Below are 19721 nucleotides of genomic sequence, written 5' to 3'. Positions count from 1 at the left end.
GCCCCTTTTGCGTTCATTTGAAATTGGCGCTTACATTGTGAGTGTTGCACCAAGGAAGAACAGTGTGCCGACCGGGCTAACCGGGAAGGCTTGTTCTGTAACAAATGGATCACGGCCAAACACGTTGTTCACACCGCCGTAGATATCAATATTCTGCGTCGCTTCGAAGCTGAACGAGATGTTGTGGATCATAACATCGCTCGACAGGCCATTGGCCGTAGAAAACGTATCCGCTCCGGTGTTGCCTACCGATTCGATCTCAACAGAGCGAAGGCCCTGACTATCGAGATAGGTGGTCGACCATGTCAGGCTGAACGCTTCATATGCGGCCGTAAGCGAGGCGTTGCCCGCCCATTCTGGACGCTGCAATTCACCCAGCTCAGGGTCAACCAGAGTTGGATCGCTTGGATCGAAGAAGTTGTTGAGCTTATCGACCCATGTTCCGCTTGCGTTGAACGTGAAGTCTACCGGTCCGAGATCGAAACGATATTGCAACGCTGCTTCGACACCCGCTGTTTCCTGACGAGCAAAGTTCAACGAACTTTGACGCAGGAAGGTGAAGCCGCCGGTTGCACCGCTGCGTTCAAACAGACCACAGAAATCGTTGGTGATGCTTGCGCTGTCCACGCAGTTATCGACGATATCCTGTGCGCTCACTGCGTTGATCGCATCCTCGATTTCGATGTTGTAATAATCGACGCTGAGGATGAGGCCGGGCAGGAAGCTAGGGGTGATCTGCGCACCCACTGTCCATGTTGTCGCGCTTTCTTCTTCGAGATTCGGGTTGCCGCTGATCGAGCCAGAGAAACGCGCCGTCAACGGATCGACATAGGCATAGGCCCCGGTGCCGAGTGTTGGATCAAACCCGATATTGTTGAAGAACGCTGTGCAGTTTGCTTCGCGAAGGCCGGGATCATCCGCCGTGACGAGGTTACCTGCATCACACGGATCAACCGGGCGGAAGAACGCGCCTTGAGCCGGGTTGAACAATTCGTTGATGTTCGGTGCACGAACAGCCTCAGAATATGTACCGCGGAACAAGATGTCTTCGCTAGGAGCCCACAAGGCGCTGACGTTCCAAGTGAACGTATCACCGACCGTGGAATAGCTTGAGAAGCGCGCCGCGCCGCTCAATTCCAGTGTTTCAGCGAAAGCCACACCCGAAAGGATCGGCAAGCGAACTTCAGCGAACAAGTCGTAGACGTTGAAATCGCCGCCGGCATTGTTGATCGTCGACGCAGGGTCAAAGACCAAGGAGTTTTGAACGCCGCCAGTCACTGTGCCGACAAAGTCGCCCGCACCAGCATTTGGCGTGGTCACCGGAACGATGCCGCGAACCAGCGGATCAAAGATCGATTCCGAACGCTCTTCGCGATATTCCGCGCCGAATGCGAAACCAACTGCGCCACCCGGCAATTCGAGGAACGCACCAGTGTCGCCGGTGAAGATCGCACTAAAGACAAGCTGTTCAAGTTGGAACTCATTCACGACCGTGGTGGTGATGAAATCGATCGCTTCCTGACTGATCGCTCCGGCACCGCCAAGGATATTGGCAGGGGCACAAGAACCGTCACCCGGATTGAAGGTGAAGAAGCCAGGATCGCCGGCTGGGATGCCAAACGGTGTTGTCGCCGGTGCTGTTGGATCAATATCGGACCGACAGATCGGCGCGCCCGTTGTCGGATCGGCGATGACGTCGATCGCGGCAAAGAACCGGTCAGTGATCACGCGGTTCGCATCGTTTGTGTCTTGCGTAAAGCGCCCGTAATTGGCCGACACTTCGTATGAGAAGTGATCCGAGGTGTCGCCTCGTACACCACCGACAAAACGGTATGACTCAAATTCGTTGCGATTGCGGTTCGGACCGAGATCGGTCGGGTCACGCGTGATGTAGAACCCTTCGTCTGTGCCGTTGCCAAAGAACAATGGCGCGACAAATTGTGCCTGATCGGCGCTGATGAATGGGTTGTCGGCGCGGACGGTCAACAAATCATAGAACGTGTTTGGCTGAGCCTGAAACTCGGCCGAGTTGGACACGTATTTACCTTCGAAGAACGCGGTTGCGGAAGGCGAGATCTCATAAGTGAGGTTGGCGTTTACCGACCAACGCTCAGTCTCTGGGATCAACGAGTTCACGTCGAAGTTGTTGGCAATGCCGTCACCGCCAAATTGGTTGAACAAACCGGTGATCGCCCCGTCTTGATAGACGCTAAGCGAGCCATCGTCGTTCACAACCGCGCAACCACCGGCCAAGCCAAAGGCGCCGGCATTGAATGTGCTGTTGAAACCAACCGCAGATTCAAGGCAATCGGGTGTGCCGTTGCCGTTGATGTCCGGACCATCGCTAAGACCGATATCACCCGGCGCAATGATGCCGCCCGGTGACGAAAGCGAAAAGCGCGGATCGCCAGCGATCAAACGCCGCGGTGCGTTTATCGAACGATTGATCAATGCCTGTTCCGCCGCAGTCGGTGTGAAACCGGTGGTGTCGGTTGGGATCAACCCGCCCAACACCGCGCCATTGGCTACGAAGTTTGGCGTATCGGCACCCAGTTCGCCGGTTTGAAGACGCAGAGCAGGGTTTGCTTGGTCGTCAAAAATGCCGTTGTTGCGTGAAAATGCACGATCACCGAATTGCAGTTCGTCACCACGCGCATATTCGCCCGAGATTACAAAATTACCGCGTCCATCGGCGAAGTTTACGCCCCATGTAAGGTCGGCGTTGATGCGGAAGCTGTCGCCCTGTGACGAAATACCCGATTGGACATTCGCTTGAATGCCTTCGAAATCATCTTTGAGGACAAAGTTTACAACGCCTGTCACAGCGTCAGCACCATACAAGGATGATGCGCCACCCGTCAGCGTTTCGACTCGTTCGATTAGCGCGGTAGGGATGGAGTTGATGTCCACCGCCTGTTCGCCTGCAACACCAGAAACGTGGCGGCGGCCGTTGACCAGAACCAAGGTACGGTTCGCGCCCAAGCCGCGCAGGTTGAGAATGGATTGACCAACCGATTCAGAGAAGATGCCGTCAATAGAACCTTCCGCTGTGGTTGATGTGGAAAGAGCGGGAATGTCGCGCAACACTTCAACAACGTCTGGCGTACCAGCTTGTGTCAATGCTTCGGCGTCAACGGAGAGGATAGGAGCCGGTGAGCCGATGTTTGGATCACGTGCAATGCGTGAGCCGGTAACAACGATCCGGTTCTCTTCTTGTGCTTCTTCTGCATCGCTATCTGGAGCCGATTGAGCGTGTGCCGCAAATGGCATGGCGCTAACCGCGGCGAGCAGGAGGGCCTGACCGGAGATTTTAAGAGGTTTCATGGCGTTCCCTTTTTTGGAGTGTTGGCATCTTATGGCCAGTTTATGCGCATGGTGCGATGCAGCAAAGATCATCGAGTTGTAACATCTGTCAAGCCAACCTCCGCGAAATGTAAACGATGAATCGAGCTGCGTGATAATTTTGTTACGCATTTGGGTGCTGCCTTGGACTTTCCGACCATTGATGGCCTGTTCTACCGCTTCTGAGCTTCTTGAAGCCATCCGGTTTTCGCATTGATCGCGCTTGACCGCCGCGTGGGATTGTTCGAACACTTAACCCAATCCCTCCTTCTCAAAAATCGGGAAATCCGCGATGAAGCTTGAATCCGTGTATCGATCCACTTTCGCAGCGATCGGCGCTTCTTTGGTGTTCTGCGGGGCGGTCATCGCATCCGTTGCCCCGGCGCATGCTCAGTCATTCTTGTCGGCGGAATTTGATCCATCGATACCAACATTGACGCAGACAGTGGGCCATGCCCCTGGCGATCGGATCACGTCCACCGATGAAGCAGATCGATACGCGCGGGCTTTGGTGGATGCCGCACCGGACCGCATCAGAATGGTCAAGTACGCGGAAAGCTGGGAAGGGCGGCCGCTTCACTATTTGATCCTGACGTCGCCAGACAACATGGCGCGGATTGACGCGATTCAAGCTGATCTTGCAAATATCTCTGCCGGACGGGCCAGCAACGGTGATGCTTTGCCGGTGACATGGTTGGCATATGGCGTGCACGGCAATGAAATTGCATCCACCGATGCGGCGTTGATGATGGCCTATCATCTTATCGCGGCGCGTGACGATGCACGGGTGGATCAAATGATGCGAGAAAGCATCGTTGTGCTCGACCCGATGCAAAACCCCGATGGACGGGCGCGTTTCGTAAACCATTTTCGCGGCGCGGTCGGGATTGAGCCTGTCGGTGATCGGCAAGCGGCAGAACACGATGAAACGTGGCCTAGTGGGCGAGTGAACCACTATATGTTCGACTTGAACCGCGATTGGTTCACTTTGAGCCAGCCCGAAACCCGCGGTAAAGTCGCCGCAATCCGCCAATGGAGCCCAGTCGTCGTGGTTGATGTCCACGAAATGGGCGGGGATGAGACGTATTTTTTCTCTCCTGCGGCGCAACCGATCAACCCGAACATCACTGCCGCGCAACAACGCTCCTATGAGATCATTGGCCGCAACAACGCCGCCTATTTTGATCAAATGGGAGAGCCCTATTTTACACGCGAAGTCTATGACCTGTTTTACCCGGGCTACGGTGACACCTGGAACACACATCAAGGCGCCATTGGCAGCACATACGAGCAAGGATCGGCGCGCGGGCTGGTCTTTGATCGGCGCAACGGAACGCAGCTGACCTACGCGGATGGCGTGCGCAATCACTTCATCGCGAGCTTTTCGACCGCTGAAGCAGTCGCGCAGAACGCGGACCGTTTCCTATCTGACTATGCGACCTATCGCGCCAACAACGCCAATGGAGCAGCGGGAAGGGGCGCATACATTATAGATTTAGGCGACCGCCGGTGGAACGCCGAAAGCTTGGGCCGGAGGCTGGTCGCTCAAGGTATTGAGGTGCGTCGGCGGTCAGGTTCAGCCAATGCATGCGGCCGGTCCTATCCAAATGGCTTTCTTTCCGTTCCTCAGGCTCAGCCTGCTGCTCGGTTGGTCCGCAGCTTATTGGATCGCGACACCGCTTTGCCCGCCGATTTTGTTACCGAGCAAGAACGTCGCCGTTCCGATGACCTCCCGCATGAACTGTATGATGTGACTGCATGGTCTGTTGGCTTGATGTCCGGATTGGACGTTGTGGCGTGCGCGACTGCTCCGTCGGGGGACTTGCTTTCGGCGACCGCCCCAATCGCTCCGGTCGAAGGCGGATCAGGTGATTTTGGCGTTGCCGTGCCTTGGTCCGATAGCGGTCAAGCGCGCCTTATCACTTTGGCCCTTCGCGAAGGGATTGAAATGAGCGGCACCGACGAAGCCTTTACCAAAGATGGCCGAACTTATCCACGAGGAACGGTAATTGCGCCAACGCGCGCCAATTCACCTGAAAGCATGGCCCGTTTGCGCGAATTGGCTCGCGAAATCGGCGCGGAAACCGTCGCGCTCGATTCCAGTTGGGTTGAAGATGGCCCAAATCTGGGCAGCGAAGCCTTTGCCCGTCTCACATTGCCCAAAGTGGCGATGGCATGGGACGATGGTATCTCACAATTGAGCGCGGGTGCGATGCGTTTCGTCCTTGAGCGTCGTTTGGGTCTGCCGGTTGTGCCTATCCGCACCAATCGGTTTAGGGGCGCGGATTTGTCCGATTACGATGTGGTTGTTGTCCCCGCAGGTTCGCCGCGCGGCAATTTGGGCGATGGCGGGATTGCGACGTTGCGCGCATTTGTTGAACGGGGCGGTGTTCTCGTGACCATCGGCAGCAGCATTACAACGTTCACCGGGGGAGATGACCCCTTGCTTTCTGTTCAACGCGAAGCGGCATTGGGTCGCGAACCGGTTTCAGATGATGAGGAAGCAGGATCATTGAGTGAGGCAAGCGAATTCGCCAACGAGGCCGATTATCGCGACGCGATTGCTGATCAGAATGCCTTGCCTGACACGTTGCCCGGGGCTTTATTGAACACGATCGCCGATCAAGAGCATTTCCTGTCTTCTGGATATGATGGCGGCGCGGTTGTGTTGGCAACCGGATCGCAGATCTTCACCCCGCTTGATCGGGCTAACGGCTCCAACGTGTTGTATTTCGAAAGCACGGATAACCTGATCGCGAGCGGATATGTGTGGGACGAAAATCGTCGCCAACTGGCGTTCAAACCGTACCTTATGGCTCAACCAACCGGCGATGGTTTGACGATTGCCTTTGCGCATGATCCGGCGACCCGCGCCTATCTGGATGGGCTGGACTTGTTGTTGGCCAATGCGATCTTGATCGCACCTTCGCGGGTGCGGTAGCGGGCAACTACGTCGCGCCTAGGGCTTCCAGCTCTTCGCTAAGCGATAGCCATTCCGCTTCCGCTTCGTCGATCTTATCGGTCAATTGCGCCCGTTCTGATAGCAAATCGCTCATGCTCTTATCGGAGTATGGCGAACCCGCTTTGCCCGGTTCAAACATGGCTTTGTCGATGGCGCTGCATTTCGATTGCAGTGTCGCCATGATTTTGTCGATCCGCCTGATTTCGGATTGGAGGAATTTGGCCTTTGCACGATCTTTGGCAGACTGACCTTTTTTGGCATTCGCCGATTTAGCTGGGCGATCTTTTTTAGGTTGGTTCACACCCAAAACAAAATCGATGTAATCATCCATACTGCCTGCATATTCTTTAGCCGTACCATCATCGACCAAAACCAATCGATCCGCCGCCAATTCAACCATGTGGCGATCGTGGCTGATTAAGATGACGGCGCCAGAATAATCATTCAATGCTTGAACCAACGCTTCGCGAGCGTCGACATCCAAGTGGTTTGTCGGTTCATCAAGGATCAGCAAATGCGGAGCGTCGCGCGTGATCAGGGCGAGCGCAAGGCGCGCGCGTTCCCCACCGGACAGTTTAGCGACATTGGTTGTTGCGCGGCTGCCGGAGAAACCGAACCGGCCCAACTGTGCGCGAACCGCGCCGGGAGTGTGGCCTTCCATAGCGCGCGTCATGTGTTCGACCGGTGTTGCGTCGCCCGCCAATTCTTCAACCTGATATTGGGTGAAATACCCAACCGTCATTTTGCCGGGTGCGTTCACTTCGCCTTCCATCAAGGGCAGTTGTGCAGCCAGTAATCGAGCTAATGTCGTCTTGCCGTTGCCATTGCGACCCAACAGCGCGATCCTATCATCGGGATCAATCCTAAGGCTAACGCGCCGCAGCACGGGATTGTCCTCGGTATAGCCCACCGCAGCCATGTCCATTTTGATCATGGGGGGCTTCATCTCGGTTGGGTTGGGGAACTCAAAGCTTAACGATGGGTCTTCCATCAACGCGGCAATGGGTTGCATCTTGGCCAGCATTTTAGCGCGTGATTGGGCCTGTTTCGCGGTTGAGGCGCGGGCGCTGTTTCGCGCGACGTAGTCTTCCAAACGGGCGCGTTGGGCGTCTTGCGATGCTTTGGCCGATGCAAGCTGCGCAGCACGTTCGGCGCGCTGTTTTTCAAAACTGTCATAGCCGCCGGGATACAGCGACAATCGACCGCCTTGCAGATGCAAGATATGGTCGACCACTTTGTTCAATAGGTCGCGTTCGTGGCTGATGACCAAAAGCGTCGCGGGATAGCTTTTGAGGAAATTCTCCAGCCACAAAGTCGCTTCGAGATCAAGGTGGTTCGATGGCTCATCAAGCAGCAAAACATCCGGTGCAGAAAACAACAATGCACCCAACGCAACTCGCATTTTCCAACCGCCAGAAAAACTGTCGAGCGGACGGGATTGCATGTCCTCGTCAAAACCAAGACCCGTCAAAATCCGTGCGGCTCTTGATGGCGCGCTGTAGGCGTCGATCGCGATCAAGCGTTCATGCACTTCGCCCAATCGATCGGGGTCGGTGCATGTTTCAGATTCTTCCAAGAGCTGGGCGCGCTCTGTGTCCGCCGCCAATACTGCTTGTTCGGGTGTGATTGATCCGCTTGGCGCGTCCTGAGCGATATAGCCGATGCGGATCTTAGATGGTTTGGTTATTTCGCCATCATCCGGTTCGATTTCCCCAATCAGGGTTTTCATCAGTGTCGATTTCCCAGCACCGTTTCGACCGATCAGGCCAACGCGCGCACCATGCGGGATTGCGGCGCTGGCTTGCTCAAGGATAGGGCGCCCTCCAAGGCGCACGGTAAGGGAGTTGATCGTCAACATGAGCGCGCCCCTAGCAACACTAAGCGTCGCGTCCAATTTACTTTCATCCAAATTCGCGATCCTTGAACGATCATTCGATCCATTCGTCTTTGCTTGATGGCTGCGAACGGCTACCGCGACATCATGGATATGGACAATATGCTGCTTCGCTATTTCGGGACGCCTGATCTTGCTCAGGTGAAAGTTGATGCGATCCCGGCCGCAGTCGATCGAATGCAGGTCGATCTTGGTCTGGAGAAAGATCGCAATAAGCGGTTTGCCCTTTGGAGCTTGCTTCATATGCTGGATGCCGCACCCGATCTTGATGTGGCGTTCGAAGATAAGGCGGATCGCGAAGCGGCGCGCAATTTTATGGATCTGATGGCTTCAGCAGGGCCGCAATGAGCGCCACTGGAATGCAATTGACCGGCTTTGATCCGGACGAATTTCTGCGGGATTATTGGCAGAAGAAACCATTGCTGATCCGCAACGCATTTGCGCAATGGAGCAACCCTCTTGAGCCTGATGAGCTGGCCGGTTTGTCGTTAGAAGCCCATGTGGAATCGCGACTAATTTTCGGCGAAAGCCACGCATTGGTGATGGAAAATGGTCCTCTAGCTGCGGACCGATTTGACGCTTTGGGTCGTGATCCATGGACTTTGTTGGTGCAGGCGGTCGATCACCATGTTCCTGCAGTGGCGGATTTGCTCGCCCCGTTTCGCTTCATCCCGAACTGGCGTGTCGACGATGTAATGGTCAGTTTTGCCACAACCGGCGGCGGGGTTGGGCCGCATTTCGACAATTATGACGTGTTTCTTGTTCAGGGGTTGGGGACGCGTCGTTGGCAATTGGGGCAATGGTGCGATGATGATACCGCGCTGCGCCCTCACGATGGATTGAAGTTGTTGGCGGAGTTCAACTCGGAACAGAACTGGCTGCTCGAGCCCGGAGACATCTTGTATGTGCCACCCGGATTGGCGCATGATGGCACCGCGCAAAGCGATGACTGTATGACCTATTCCATTGGATTTCGCGCGCCCTCACGCGGCGAATTGATCGATGGCTTTGCCTCTCGATTGGCGGACGGACAGCGCGAAGATGATCGGTTCGGCGATCCCGATCTGCAACGTCAGATCAATCCCGGTGAGATCGCCCCGGCTGCGCTTGATCGCCTGCACGCAATGTTGACCGAACAATTGCAAGACCGCACGGCGTTTGCGCGCTGGTTCGCCGAATATGCGACAGAACGAAAACACGCCCATATCGATTGGCGCCCAGAGCACGCGTTGAGCATGGATCGAATTGCAGAATTGCTGCAGTCGGGCTGTGATGTCATCCGAAATCCTGCCAGCCGTTTCGCGTTCGTAATGGAATCCCCTGGAACGATTCTCTTGGCTGTGGATGGACGTACCGTTTCGGTTGCGAGTGCATTGCACGATTTCGTTCAAGACCTGTGCGCATCCGATCACGTCATGATCTCCGCCAGCAACGATGTGTCGCCGGAATTGTGCGCATTGATTGAAACGTTGCACAACGATGGCGCGATCGGAGTCGGCCAACACGGCGACTTTGGCTAGGAACCGCGCGCTTCGGTGTATTGACCTTGAGCCAGTCCATCGACGGTCCAATCACCGACGGCCCATCGAACAAGCCGCAATGTCGGGTGCCCAACAGCGGCGGTCATACGGCGAACTTGGCGGTTCTTGCCTTCGCGAATGGTGATCTTGATCCAACAGTCTGAGACTGTTTTTCTCACGCGGATTGGTGGATCGCGCGGCCAAAGGTCGGGCGCCTCAATCCGCTCGACCAATGCTGGCCGCGTAACGCCATCTTTCAATCGAACACCGTCGCGCAGCCCGGCGATCGCCGCAGGATCCGGTTCTCCTTCGACTTGAACCAGATATGTTTTGGGTAACTTAAATTTTGGGTCTGCAATTCGTGCCTGCATTCGACCATCATCGCACAGGATCAAGAGCCCTTCGCTATCCCGGTCCAACCGGCCAGCCGGATAAACATCTGGGACGTCGATAAAATCGGACAAGGTTTGGCGTTGTGTCGGGCTGTTCTTGTCGGTGAATTGCGACAACACTCCGAAAGGCTTGTTGAACAGAATGAGGCGCGTCATTCGCCGCTTTCGTCTGTTTCAGGTTCCCAGCCTTCCGAATACCGATTAAACCAAGCAAGGATTGCTGACGCCTTCGCTGCGCTTTGCGAGGGGCGCGCGGCGAAACCGCCGTGGCTTGCACCGGGCACCCGGATCAGTGTGGTGGGAACGCCGGCCAATTGCAGCGCCGAATAATACTGCACCGCCTCACTTACCGGTGTGCGATAGTCTTCGGCCCCCACAACGACCAAAGTCGGTGTCTGAACCTGACCAATCAATGACAGAGGCGAATGAGCCCAGAATGTTTCCGGATTTTCCCAAGGCCGTGCACCCAACCAATATTGACCGAAATACCCCGTACCATCGGCTGTAAGGGCTTGAGTGGTCCAATTGATCACTGGTTTTTGCGTCGCTGCCGCGCGGAATCGATTGGTTTTGCCAACAATCCATGATGTTAAAACACCGCCACCCGATCCGCCCGTCACGAACAAGCGATCGGCATCGGCAATTCCCAGTGTGACGGTATGATCCACGATGCTCATCAAATCGTGATAATCGTTTCCGGGGTAATCCTTGTCGATCTCCTGAGCGAAAGCCTCACCATAGCTGGTCGATCCACGCGGGTTTGCAGACAACACCGCGTATCCAGCGGCAGCATAAAGTTGATTGTCAGTCGAGAAATGCGGGCCGTAGGCGGCAAAGGGGCCGCCATGGATTTCCAAAATCAAAGGCACTCGCGTCCCTTCGACATAGCCCGGAGGCAATGTCAGCCAACCTTGCACCATTTGGCCATCAAAGCTGGATGCGACAGAGATCTCGCGCACTTCGCCCATCGTTTTGGTGACGGGGCTATCGCTGGGCATCAATTGCGGATTCAAATTGGTTAGAACACGGGAGCGACCATTGCGAGATATGCGAACGTCGGCTGGTTGCGTTGCAGTCCCACCGGTGAAAGCGATGGTGTCGTTCGCCGAAACGGAGAACGAGCCGCCAGTATAAGGACGATCAAATCCGCCTCCCCCGAGACCCTCGACGATGGTCTGTGCCTGACCATTTAGGTCGATCCGAGCGACCTTGGTCTCTCCGTGATCGTCATATTGAACATAGACGCCGCGGGAATCCTCGTCCCACGCAATCGCATCAACTCCGAAGTCCCATTGCGATGTCAGCGATCTTGGGTTGTCGCCATCGGCGTCCATGATGTGCAGCTCATTGTTTTCATAAGCGCGACCAACATCGTCAAACCCGGTATACGCTATGAAACGGCCATCGGGTGACATAATCGCCCCCACATCCGGTCCATCGCGATCGGTTAATTGCGCCAATTCCAACGTATCGACATTGACGGTCCAAATATCGGCCTCAACCGGGTCGGTTTGCCAATTGTCGTTGCGATTGGCGGTGAAAATGATCGTGTTGCCATCGGGAGTCCAGCTTAGAGGGCCGCCGTCGTGATTGGGACCATAGGTAATCTGGCGCGCCGTTCCGCCCGTCGCAGAAATGATGAAGATCTTGCTGAAACCGGGTGCGATCTCACCGGTTCCATCGGCTCTAAAGTTGACGAGATCGGTTATGCTAAGCGGCGCCGCCCATTCCGCGCCTTCTGGCCGGTTTGCGGGCGCTGAGCCGAGTTTCGGCGCGGCATCATCGACCAACATGGTGTAAGCTATCGATCGTCCGTCGGGTGACCAAGTGATGCTAGATGGGCTGTTGGGCAGTCGGGTTAGTCGGACGATGTCGCCGCTGTTGATCCATTTCACCCACAATTGCGCATTGCCGCTTTCCACAGAAACATAGGCGAGCCGCGTCCCATCTGGCGACCAACGCGGAGCGAATGCCCCCCCTTCGCTGCCAGCGACCGGCGTTTCTTCGCCAGTCGACGTGTCGATCATCCAGATTGCGCTTTGGGCGCGGTCGGTCATGATGTCATTTTGGCGACGCACGTAGGCAATCTGATTGCCGTCCGGACTGATCTGGGGGTCCGACGCTACGGCCAGATCGAACAGGTCTTCGCCGGTGAATATGCGCGTAGGCTCGGTGCGTTCTGAGCCATGTTTGATCGGATCGGCCGATTCTGGTGATTGAGCGGCAACCGGTGTCGCCAATGCGACGGGAATTGCAATTAGGCTAGCCGCGAATTGTGCGGCGACAAATGATCTGGGCATGGCATTTCCTGTGAGACCAACACCGAAACGAACGGTGAATTCAATCCAACCGGTTTGAACCGCTTGCCAGTCTCGGTCAATCGCCGGCGTTGTCGGATATGTGCCGAGGGGCAAGCCGCTGTGCAATGAAGTTCTTTGATCGGATATGCACCATCGCCAATGCCGGAATAACAAGGATCAACAAAACCGTTCCCACCAACACGCCAAACCCAAGGCTCGCAGACATTGGGATCAGGAACTGCGCCTGAATACTGGTTTCGAAGGTGATTGGAGCGACGCCTAGGAACGTTGTTACGGCCGTCAGCATGATCGGGCGGAACCGTGATTTCGCCGCGTCCACGATTGCGTCATCTACCTCCATGCCGGATGCAAGGTTTTCGTTGAAGAAGTCGACCAGCACCAACGATCCGTTGATGATCACCCCTGACAGCGCAACAATGCCGAACATCGACAAGATGCCGAGTGGGATGCCGAGAACCAAGTGGCCGAGCAGCGCGCCAACCAATCCAAACGGTATGGCTGCCATAATCACCAACGGCTGAGTGTAGGATTTGAACGGTATGGCGAGCAGCGCGTAGATCACAATCAATGCTAGGCCAAAAGCCGTGCCGAGATCGCCAAAGCTTTCCGCTTGTTCTTCTTGTTGCCCGCCGAAACTGTAACGCAAGCCCGGATAGTCGGCCATGATCGACGGCATGATGTCTTGCGAAAGCAAGGTGCTCACTTCGTCACCAGTGACCACTTGGTCGTCTACGTCTGCAGAAATGGAGATGACTCGGCGCCCAGCTTCTCGGTTTATCTGGGAAGGGCTTTCGGTGAAGGAGGCATCGGCAATCGCGCCGAGTGACGTGAAGCCGTCGGCAACTCGCACTCTAAATCCTTCAATATCGGCGATGGAATTGCGTTCATCCTCTGGCAGGCGAACATAGACGCGGACATCCTCGCTGCCGCGTTGCACCCGCACGGATTCGGCACCGAAGAACGCAGCGCGCGTTTGCGCCGCCACATCCTGCAACGTTACCCCTAATGTCCGTGCCGATGGCTTTAGCCGCAATTCAATTTCACGCATGCCGGCGTCTTGATCGCTTTCAACGTCGAAGACGCCGCTGATTTGAGACAGATCGGACATGACCCGGGACTTTGCGGTTTCTAGAATTTCCTCGTTAGGATGCGAAATGCGCAGATTGACCGCCTCGCCCAGCGACAAGAGCGATGAGGAAATGGATATTGATCGCGCCTCGGGAACCGCGCCCAATTCATCGCGCCACGCCTCTTCGAATGCCAAAGCAGAAACTGTGCGCTCTTCGTTTGAGGTCAGCGCGAACTGGACGCTTGATATTCCGGGACTGAAATTGTCGACGTCGCCGTCTGGGCCGCCGCCCACTTGTTGCAGTCCGACCGTGGTGTAGGTCGACATTACCAAAGACGACCGATCGGCACCTTCACCCAACAATCGCTCCACCGCTCGCTCGCCCGCAGCTTCGATCCGTTCGGTCACTTCTTGAGTGCGGTTGATCGTGGTTCCCGCAGGCATTTCGAGAGATGCACCCACAGTGTCGGCTTCGATGTCAGGGAAAAACGAGAATTTGATGATGCCCGCTGGCAGCATCGTCACGAAAAGGATCAGACACGCTACCGCCGCTGCCAGGATGATGGCTGGCGCGCGCACAGTGAATTTCAACGCGCGGTCCAGAGGGCCTTCGACGAAAGCGATCAATCGGGCATCAACGGCCTTTTGCACGCGTTCAAAAAAGCGGGTGATGGCGTTTGACGCGCGCGTTCCGGCGGGGGGAAGGTGCGACAGGTGATAGGGAAGAACCAAAAGCGCTTCGACCAGCGACAGCGCCAGAACGGCAAGAACAACAAGCGGTACGTCTGCGACAATTTTCCCGATCGTCCCGCCAACAGACAACAATGGAGAAAAAGCAGTGATCGTGGTCAGAACTGCAAAGATCACCGCAATGGTAACCCGTTGTGTACCCGCAATCGCTGCGCCCGTGCCGCTTCGCCCGCGTTCGCGCTCTGCGTAGATGTTTTCACCCACAACGACCGCGTCATCCACCACAAGCCCCAATGCGAGGATAAACCCGAACAAGGAGAACATATTGATGCTGGACCCGGCATATTCGAGCAGGAAGATCGCACCGGTAAAGGTCGCACCGATGCCCACCGCTGTCCAAAACGCCAATCTAAGATCGAGGAACAAAGTGAGCGCGATCAAGACAAGCAGAAGGCCAATGGCCGCGTTTTTGAGCAGCAAGCTTAATCGGTCATCGAGCAGGACGCTGTCGTCGTCCCAAATCGCGTATTCGACCCCCGGCGGCAAATCGAAACCGTCATCGAGCAAGCCCTTGGCTGCGGCTGCAACATCCAAAACCCGTTCATCGCTGGTGCGGTAGACATCGACAAACGCCACCGGTTTATCATCGAACCGAGCGATCAAATCGGTGTCTTCAAACCCATCATCGATGGTGGCGACGTCGCCAAGCTTTAGGATCGCGCCTTCACCGGTTGTAAGCAGGACGATGTCTTCAAAATCCTGTTGTGTGTAGTTTTGGCCAACGGTCCGCACGCGGACTTCTTCGTTAGCGGTGTCAACAGAACCGGCGGGGCTGTCCAAGCTGCTTTGTGCGACGATGTTGGATACATCGGTCAAAGAGAGGTTGAGTGCGCGCAATTCATCTTGAGAGATGTCTGCGTAAATCCGATAATCGCGCACCGCGCTGGTTTGAACGTAACTGACATCGGGCAGGCCCGATATTGCGTCTTCCAACGCGTAAGCGGTTTCCTTCAATGTCCGCTCTGGCACATCCCCGAATAGAGCGATTTTCATAACCGCTTGGCGGGTGACCAATTCTCGGACGTCGGCTTCTTCGGCATCGATGGGAAATGTATCGATCTGATCTATTTCGGATTTCACTTCATCCAATGCGCGCGCGATGTCTGTGCCGGCTTCCAATTCGACATTGACGGCCCCAGATCCCTCGGACGCAGTGCTCGTGATCTTTTTGACGCCTTCGACGCTTTCAACCGCCTCTTCGACCCGTTGAACAATCGATTCCTCAACCTCTTGCGGGGTGGCACCGGGATAGGCGACCGACACTCTCACGGTGTCGAGACTGGTTTCTGAAAACACCTCTTGGCTGATGCTGGAAAAGGAGAACAAACCGGCGGCGATCATGAACAACATGATCATGTTCGCGGCGACACCGTTGCGAGCCATAAAGGCGATGACGCCTTTTCTGTCCCGCGCGCGTTCGGCGGCGTGACCAAACCGATCTAACGGCTCGCCTTCTTGAATGTCCGCGGTGTCGCTCGATTGATTATTCATTGGGCGGTGTCATCCGCCATGCGGACGGGCAAGTTGTCGGTTGGAGAGGGGAGGCTGCTGATGACCAATTCGCCACCTTGCGAAAGCGTCGCGGCGGCGACATAGGCGAAATCATCGCTGCGTTGGATCACGCGGACCGGTATGATCCGCAAATTCCCATCGCGCACAACCCAAATGGTGTTGCCCGGACGCAATGCAGATGGTGGGATGGCGGCAAACCCTTCCGTGCTGTCTCCAGCGATGCGCGCTTCGACGAACGCCCCAAGCAACAATGGCGGGGCTTCATTGGCGGAGCTGCCTTCATTGCCATCAACAATCAAACCGCCTCGCAAGGGATTGGGAACACGCAAGAACACTTCGACGTTTCGCGTGGTTGGGTCCAAGCTGGCATCAGCGCGATCGACAACGGCAGGCCAACGGTAGGTGAGGCCGCCATATTCGTAGAACACATCCGCGGAAATCGTACCGTTGGACCCCCTCAACAAACCGGGGATCAGTGCGGCTTCGTCTTCGGTTAGGAACAAGCGAACTTCATACACGCTTGTCGAGGCGACTGATCCCAGCGACTGTCCCACTTGGACCAAGGTCCCGACCGCGGCGCTTTCTTCGCGCACCAATCCGGAAAAAGGGACCGAGATTTGCGTGCGATTCAACGCCGTTTGCGCGTCTGCCAAAGAAGCCGCAGCGCGTTCACGCGCAGCCTCGGCAGAGCGCAATTGTGGCTCGCGAGTTGCCAATCCCGCGTCTGTTTCTGAGGCGGGATTTGTTTCCTCATCGCTGGTTTGACCCGATGGCGATAGTGTTTCCGGTGGCAGGAAGCGCGCGGCGTATCCCGCTTCGTCGATAGATGATGCCAGACGTTCGACTTCGTTCTCTCGCGCTTGGAATTTAGCCAAATCATCTCGAGCAATGGTCACTTCTTCGCGGGCTTCTAAAACGGCAACATCTTGGGCCGCTACATCGGCCTGCGCCATGCGGACTTGGTTGCGGTAATCGGTTGGATCGATCCTCAAAAGGATGCTGTTGGCGGTGACGAATTGACCTTCACGAAAGGCCGGGTTGACGTAAGTGAGGCGACCGGAAACTTGCGCCCCGATCACGATTTCGTCGCGCGGTTGAACCGTGCCGGATACGGAAACAGGGATTGCTTCTGTCGATAATTCCAGCGGAATGGTTTCCACCAAGGGTGATTGAACCTCTTTGGTTTCTTGAGCAGGCTCTGGCCGCGCCATGATCATAACCGTCGCCAACGCGCAGGCGACAATGAGAATACCAAAGGCCCATTTGAACTGATTATTCATCCGGTGTCTCCGGTGTAGGAATAGACTGGGTTGATGGCGTGTCTTCGTTTGCGATCCAATCGCCGGCAAGGGCGCGATGAACCGTTAACCGGGCCAGAGCGGTTGCCTGAGCCGATGATGAAAGATCGGATCGCACTTGGTACACGGTGGTCAGCCCGTCGAGATAAGCGGTGTATGTCCCGACACCCGACGCATAACGTCGCCGTTGCAGATCAAGCGACAATTCCGCCTCACGCAACTGTGCTGTGACAAGGAGATAGCGTCGCCGTTGCTCTTCGTAATCGGCAAAGGCGCTGTCTACTTCGCGAAACGCCTGAAGGACCGTAGCGGAATAGGCGGCGGCGTTCTCGTCATATTGCGCGCGCGCCACCCGAATATTGGCCGAAATCCGACCGGCGTTGAAAATAGGCGCCACGATGCTGGCTGCCAAAGATCGCGTCCAGTTGTCCGCAAAATCAAACCCGCTGGAAAGCGTATCCCCTTGTGCGCCGTATGACCCGCTTAAGCTAATCTGCGGAAATCGTTCCGCGCGGCGCGCCCCAATTCGCAATCGAGCCGCATCCAGCCGCGCCCATGATGCGGCGATGTCTGGACGGCGTTCGAGCAATTGGGCAGGCAATCCAGCCGGAACCGGTTCGAAAACCAATCGCGGCGTCAATGGGCGGGCCAGGGTCTCGTCTAGATCACCGGGATAGACGCCCAGCAAAACGCCCAATCTGTTTTCGGCATCGGCGAGCGCGCTTTCCAACTGTGGCAAAGATGCCTGCGTCGCGCGCAGTTGTTGACGGATTTGATAAAGCTCAAAACTCTCGGTCAATCCGCGACGAAATTCTTCCTCTGCGCTTTCCACCCGGTCGTTCAGAACGCTGGCGGATTGCACAGTGAGTTCGATCTGACGGCGTGTGTTCACAATCTCAAAATAAGTGGAGATTGTGTCAGCGGCCGTTGCCAATCGTACGGCCTGTAGATCGTGTTCCGAAGCGACAGCATCCAATCGCGCCGCACCCGCATCGTTGCGGTTGCGGCTGAACAGATCGAGTTCATATGCCGCCGAAACACTGGGCGCGACGGTTTGGTTTTCGATCCGGGTGATCGCTCCGCCACCCAAATCGCCAAACGCGCTTCCCGCCAATGGATTGCTCGCCTCGCTTGCTGTGATCGTTGCATCGACACTCGGGAAGAGGGCCGACCTTGAAATCTGAGCTTGTGCGCGAACCTGTTCCAATCGCGCGATCGATTGGGCGATGTCGAAATTCTTAGAAAGCGCGGAATCGATCAATTCATTGAGAACGGGATCCTGAAATCTGACCCACCACGCCTCTGGTTTGTATTCATTGCCTTGCGTTTCGTAGGCAAATCGTTCGGGCATTTCTGCCACGATATCGGGAGACTGCTGTTCCGGCGCCAGAGAAACACAAGCGGGCAACGATAAAGCAATCGCACACAGCGATAGGAATCGCAGATTAGGCCGGTATTTGGCGCAAAAATTGGTCAACAAAAGACGCCTCTATATTGGCGTTTGAGAGGTGGGCGCCGGGTACCATCCGTTGGGCGATGCGGAAAGCAAATTCTGGATTTCGCGAACGATTGTAACCTTCCGGCGATCCCCTGCGTAATCGCTTGTGGGAGTATTGGTCCATGAACCTTCGTGATCTTGAATATGTCGCAGCAATCGACCGCTATCGCAATTTCGGACGCGCGGCGGATGCCTGTCATGTCAGTCAGCCGTCGCTTTCGGCTCAGGTGAAGAAGCTTGAGGAACGATTGGGCGTTGAGCTGTTTGCACGCACCAGTTCCGGCGTTTTTACAACCGATGCGGGCGCGCGCATTGTTGCAACGGCGAAAGATATGTTGCGCTCTGCTCAGCGCATTTCAGACACGGCCGCAGAATATCACGATCCTCTTTCGGCCCCTCTTCGAATCGGTATGATCCCAACGCTGGCGCCGTTTGCTTTGCCGTATTTGTCGAAGTCCATTCGGGCCGTCGCAGAAGATCTAAACGTTATCTATCGCGAACAACCGACGCATGTCTTGTTGACCGAACTTGAAGAAAGAGTCGTCGATGTCGCCATGATGAGCGGCCCGATCGAAAGAACAGGTTATCGTTTCACCCCTGTGTTTAAAGAGCCCTTGGTCTTGATGGTGTCGGCATCACATCGCCTTGCCAACATCGACAACATCAGCCCATGCGACATTCCGGTCGAAGAACTGCTTCTTTTGACGAAAGAGCATTGTTTGCGGGCGGATACGATTTCACTGTGTGACGACAAGAATATTGGGGTCGATGTACCCGAACAGATTCTCGCGACCAACTTCCTAACGATGACGCACTATCTAGCCGAAGGGGTTGGATGCACTCTCGTACCGATGATGGCGCGCCCCATTCTGGAATGCGTAAACTCTGAAATGCGTTTCATCACAATTGATGATTCATCCTATGGTCGCGACATTGGTTTTGTGTCCCGCAAGGGGTGTCCGCGCGAACATATTTTGATGGCACTTTGCGCCGAAATTCGATCTCGCCCGCCGATGAATGTGGCGCCGCTTTCATAGGTCCAATCAACAGATTTCCTGACCGCTGAAATTGCTCCACAAAGCGGTCTGCTTCAAGCGGGCTGCTTTTCTATGTTTGCGATAAAGAATCTCCTAAAAACAATATGTTGAATGATAGTCTCCGCC

The 19721-nt window shown here is 55.7% G+C and carries 11 protein-coding genes; 4 read left to right on the top strand and 7 right to left on the bottom strand.

Annotation, left to right across the window (positions count from 1 at the left end; genetic code table 11):
• Positions 1 to 30 precede the first annotated feature (30 nt).
• Complete coding sequence (locus tag BQ8290_RS02475; RefSeq protein ID WP_337660932.1) at positions 31 to 3324, bottom strand: TonB-dependent receptor domain-containing protein; 3294 nt, start codon at positions 3322 to 3324, stop codon at positions 31 to 33.
• Between the two features lie 310 nt (positions 3325 to 3634).
• On the opposite strand from BQ8290_RS02475, the gene BQ8290_RS02470 reads away from it, so the two are divergent.
• The gene (locus BQ8290_RS02470; RefSeq protein WP_108787324.1) at positions 3635 to 6283 is read left to right on the top strand and encodes a M14 family zinc carboxypeptidase; all 2649 of its coding nucleotides are present in this window, start codon (positions 3635 to 3637) and stop codon (positions 6281 to 6283) included.
• A gap of 7 nt (positions 6284 to 6290) precedes the next feature.
• Here the strand turns inward: BQ8290_RS02470 and BQ8290_RS02465 are convergent, their stop codons facing one another.
• On the bottom strand, positions 6291 to 8162 hold the full coding sequence (locus BQ8290_RS02465) for an ATP-binding cassette domain-containing protein (protein ID WP_108787322.1): 1872 nt from the start codon (positions 8160 to 8162) through the stop codon (positions 6291 to 6293).
• Between the two features lie 123 nt (positions 8163 to 8285).
• On the opposite strand from BQ8290_RS02465, the gene BQ8290_RS02460 reads away from it, so the two are divergent.
• Positions 8286 to 8546 (top strand): hypothetical protein, encoded by a 261-nt coding sequence (locus BQ8290_RS02460; protein WP_108791788.1) that lies wholly within the window; start codon positions 8286 to 8288, stop codon positions 8544 to 8546.
• Positions 8543 to 9718 (top strand): cupin domain-containing protein, encoded by a 1176-nt coding sequence (locus tag BQ8290_RS02455; RefSeq protein ID WP_337660931.1) that lies wholly within the window; start codon positions 8543 to 8545, stop codon positions 9716 to 9718. The genes BQ8290_RS02460 and BQ8290_RS02455 overlap by 4 nt, the downstream gene beginning before the upstream one ends.
• On the opposite strand, the gene BQ8290_RS02450 is transcribed toward BQ8290_RS02455, so the two are convergent.
• The 5 genes from BQ8290_RS02450 to BQ8290_RS02430 all read right to left on the bottom strand — a co-directional run bounded on the left by BQ8290_RS02450 (position 9715) and on the right by BQ8290_RS02430 (position 18537).
• Entirely contained in the window at positions 9715 to 10266 is a 552-nt protein-coding gene (locus BQ8290_RS02450; protein ID WP_108787320.1) for a pseudouridine synthase, read from the bottom strand. The genes BQ8290_RS02455 and BQ8290_RS02450 overlap by 4 nt on opposite strands.
• The gene (locus BQ8290_RS02445) at positions 10263 to 12410 is read right to left on the bottom strand and encodes a prolyl oligopeptidase family serine peptidase (RefSeq protein WP_108791784.1); all 2148 of its coding nucleotides are present in this window, start codon (positions 12408 to 12410) and stop codon (positions 10263 to 10265) included. The genes BQ8290_RS02450 and BQ8290_RS02445 overlap by 4 nt, the downstream gene beginning before the upstream one ends.
• A 76-nt stretch (positions 12411 to 12486) precedes the next feature.
• Positions 12487 to 15741: an efflux RND transporter permease subunit gene (locus BQ8290_RS02440; RefSeq protein WP_108787318.1), complete on the bottom strand. Its 3255-nt coding sequence runs from the start codon at positions 15739 to 15741 to the stop codon at positions 12487 to 12489.
• On the bottom strand, positions 15738 to 17042 hold the full coding sequence (locus BQ8290_RS02435; RefSeq protein ID WP_108787316.1) for an HlyD family efflux transporter periplasmic adaptor subunit: 1305 nt from the start codon (positions 17040 to 17042) through the stop codon (positions 15738 to 15740). Before BQ8290_RS02435 ends, BQ8290_RS02440 begins: the two co-directional genes overlap by 4 nt.
• Positions 17035 to 18537 (bottom strand): TolC family protein, encoded by a 1503-nt coding sequence (locus tag BQ8290_RS02430; RefSeq protein WP_337660930.1) that lies wholly within the window; start codon positions 18535 to 18537, stop codon positions 17035 to 17037. Before BQ8290_RS02430 ends, BQ8290_RS02435 begins: the two co-directional genes overlap by 8 nt.
• Positions 18538 to 18680: 143 nt before the next feature.
• Here BQ8290_RS02430 and BQ8290_RS02425 point away from each other — a divergent pair, with 143 nt between their 5' ends.
• The gene (locus tag BQ8290_RS02425) at positions 18681 to 19595 is read left to right on the top strand and encodes a LysR substrate-binding domain-containing protein (RefSeq protein WP_108787313.1); all 915 of its coding nucleotides are present in this window, start codon (positions 18681 to 18683) and stop codon (positions 19593 to 19595) included.
• Positions 19596 to 19721: the final 126 nt, after the last annotated feature.

It is taken from the genome of Erythrobacter sp. Alg231-14 (genome assembly GCF_900149685.1).
Classification (GTDB): Bacteria; Pseudomonadota; Alphaproteobacteria; order Sphingomonadales; family Sphingomonadaceae; genus Erythrobacter.
Note: the sequence above shows the minus strand (reverse complement) of the source record. Positions and strands in the feature narration are given on the sequence as shown.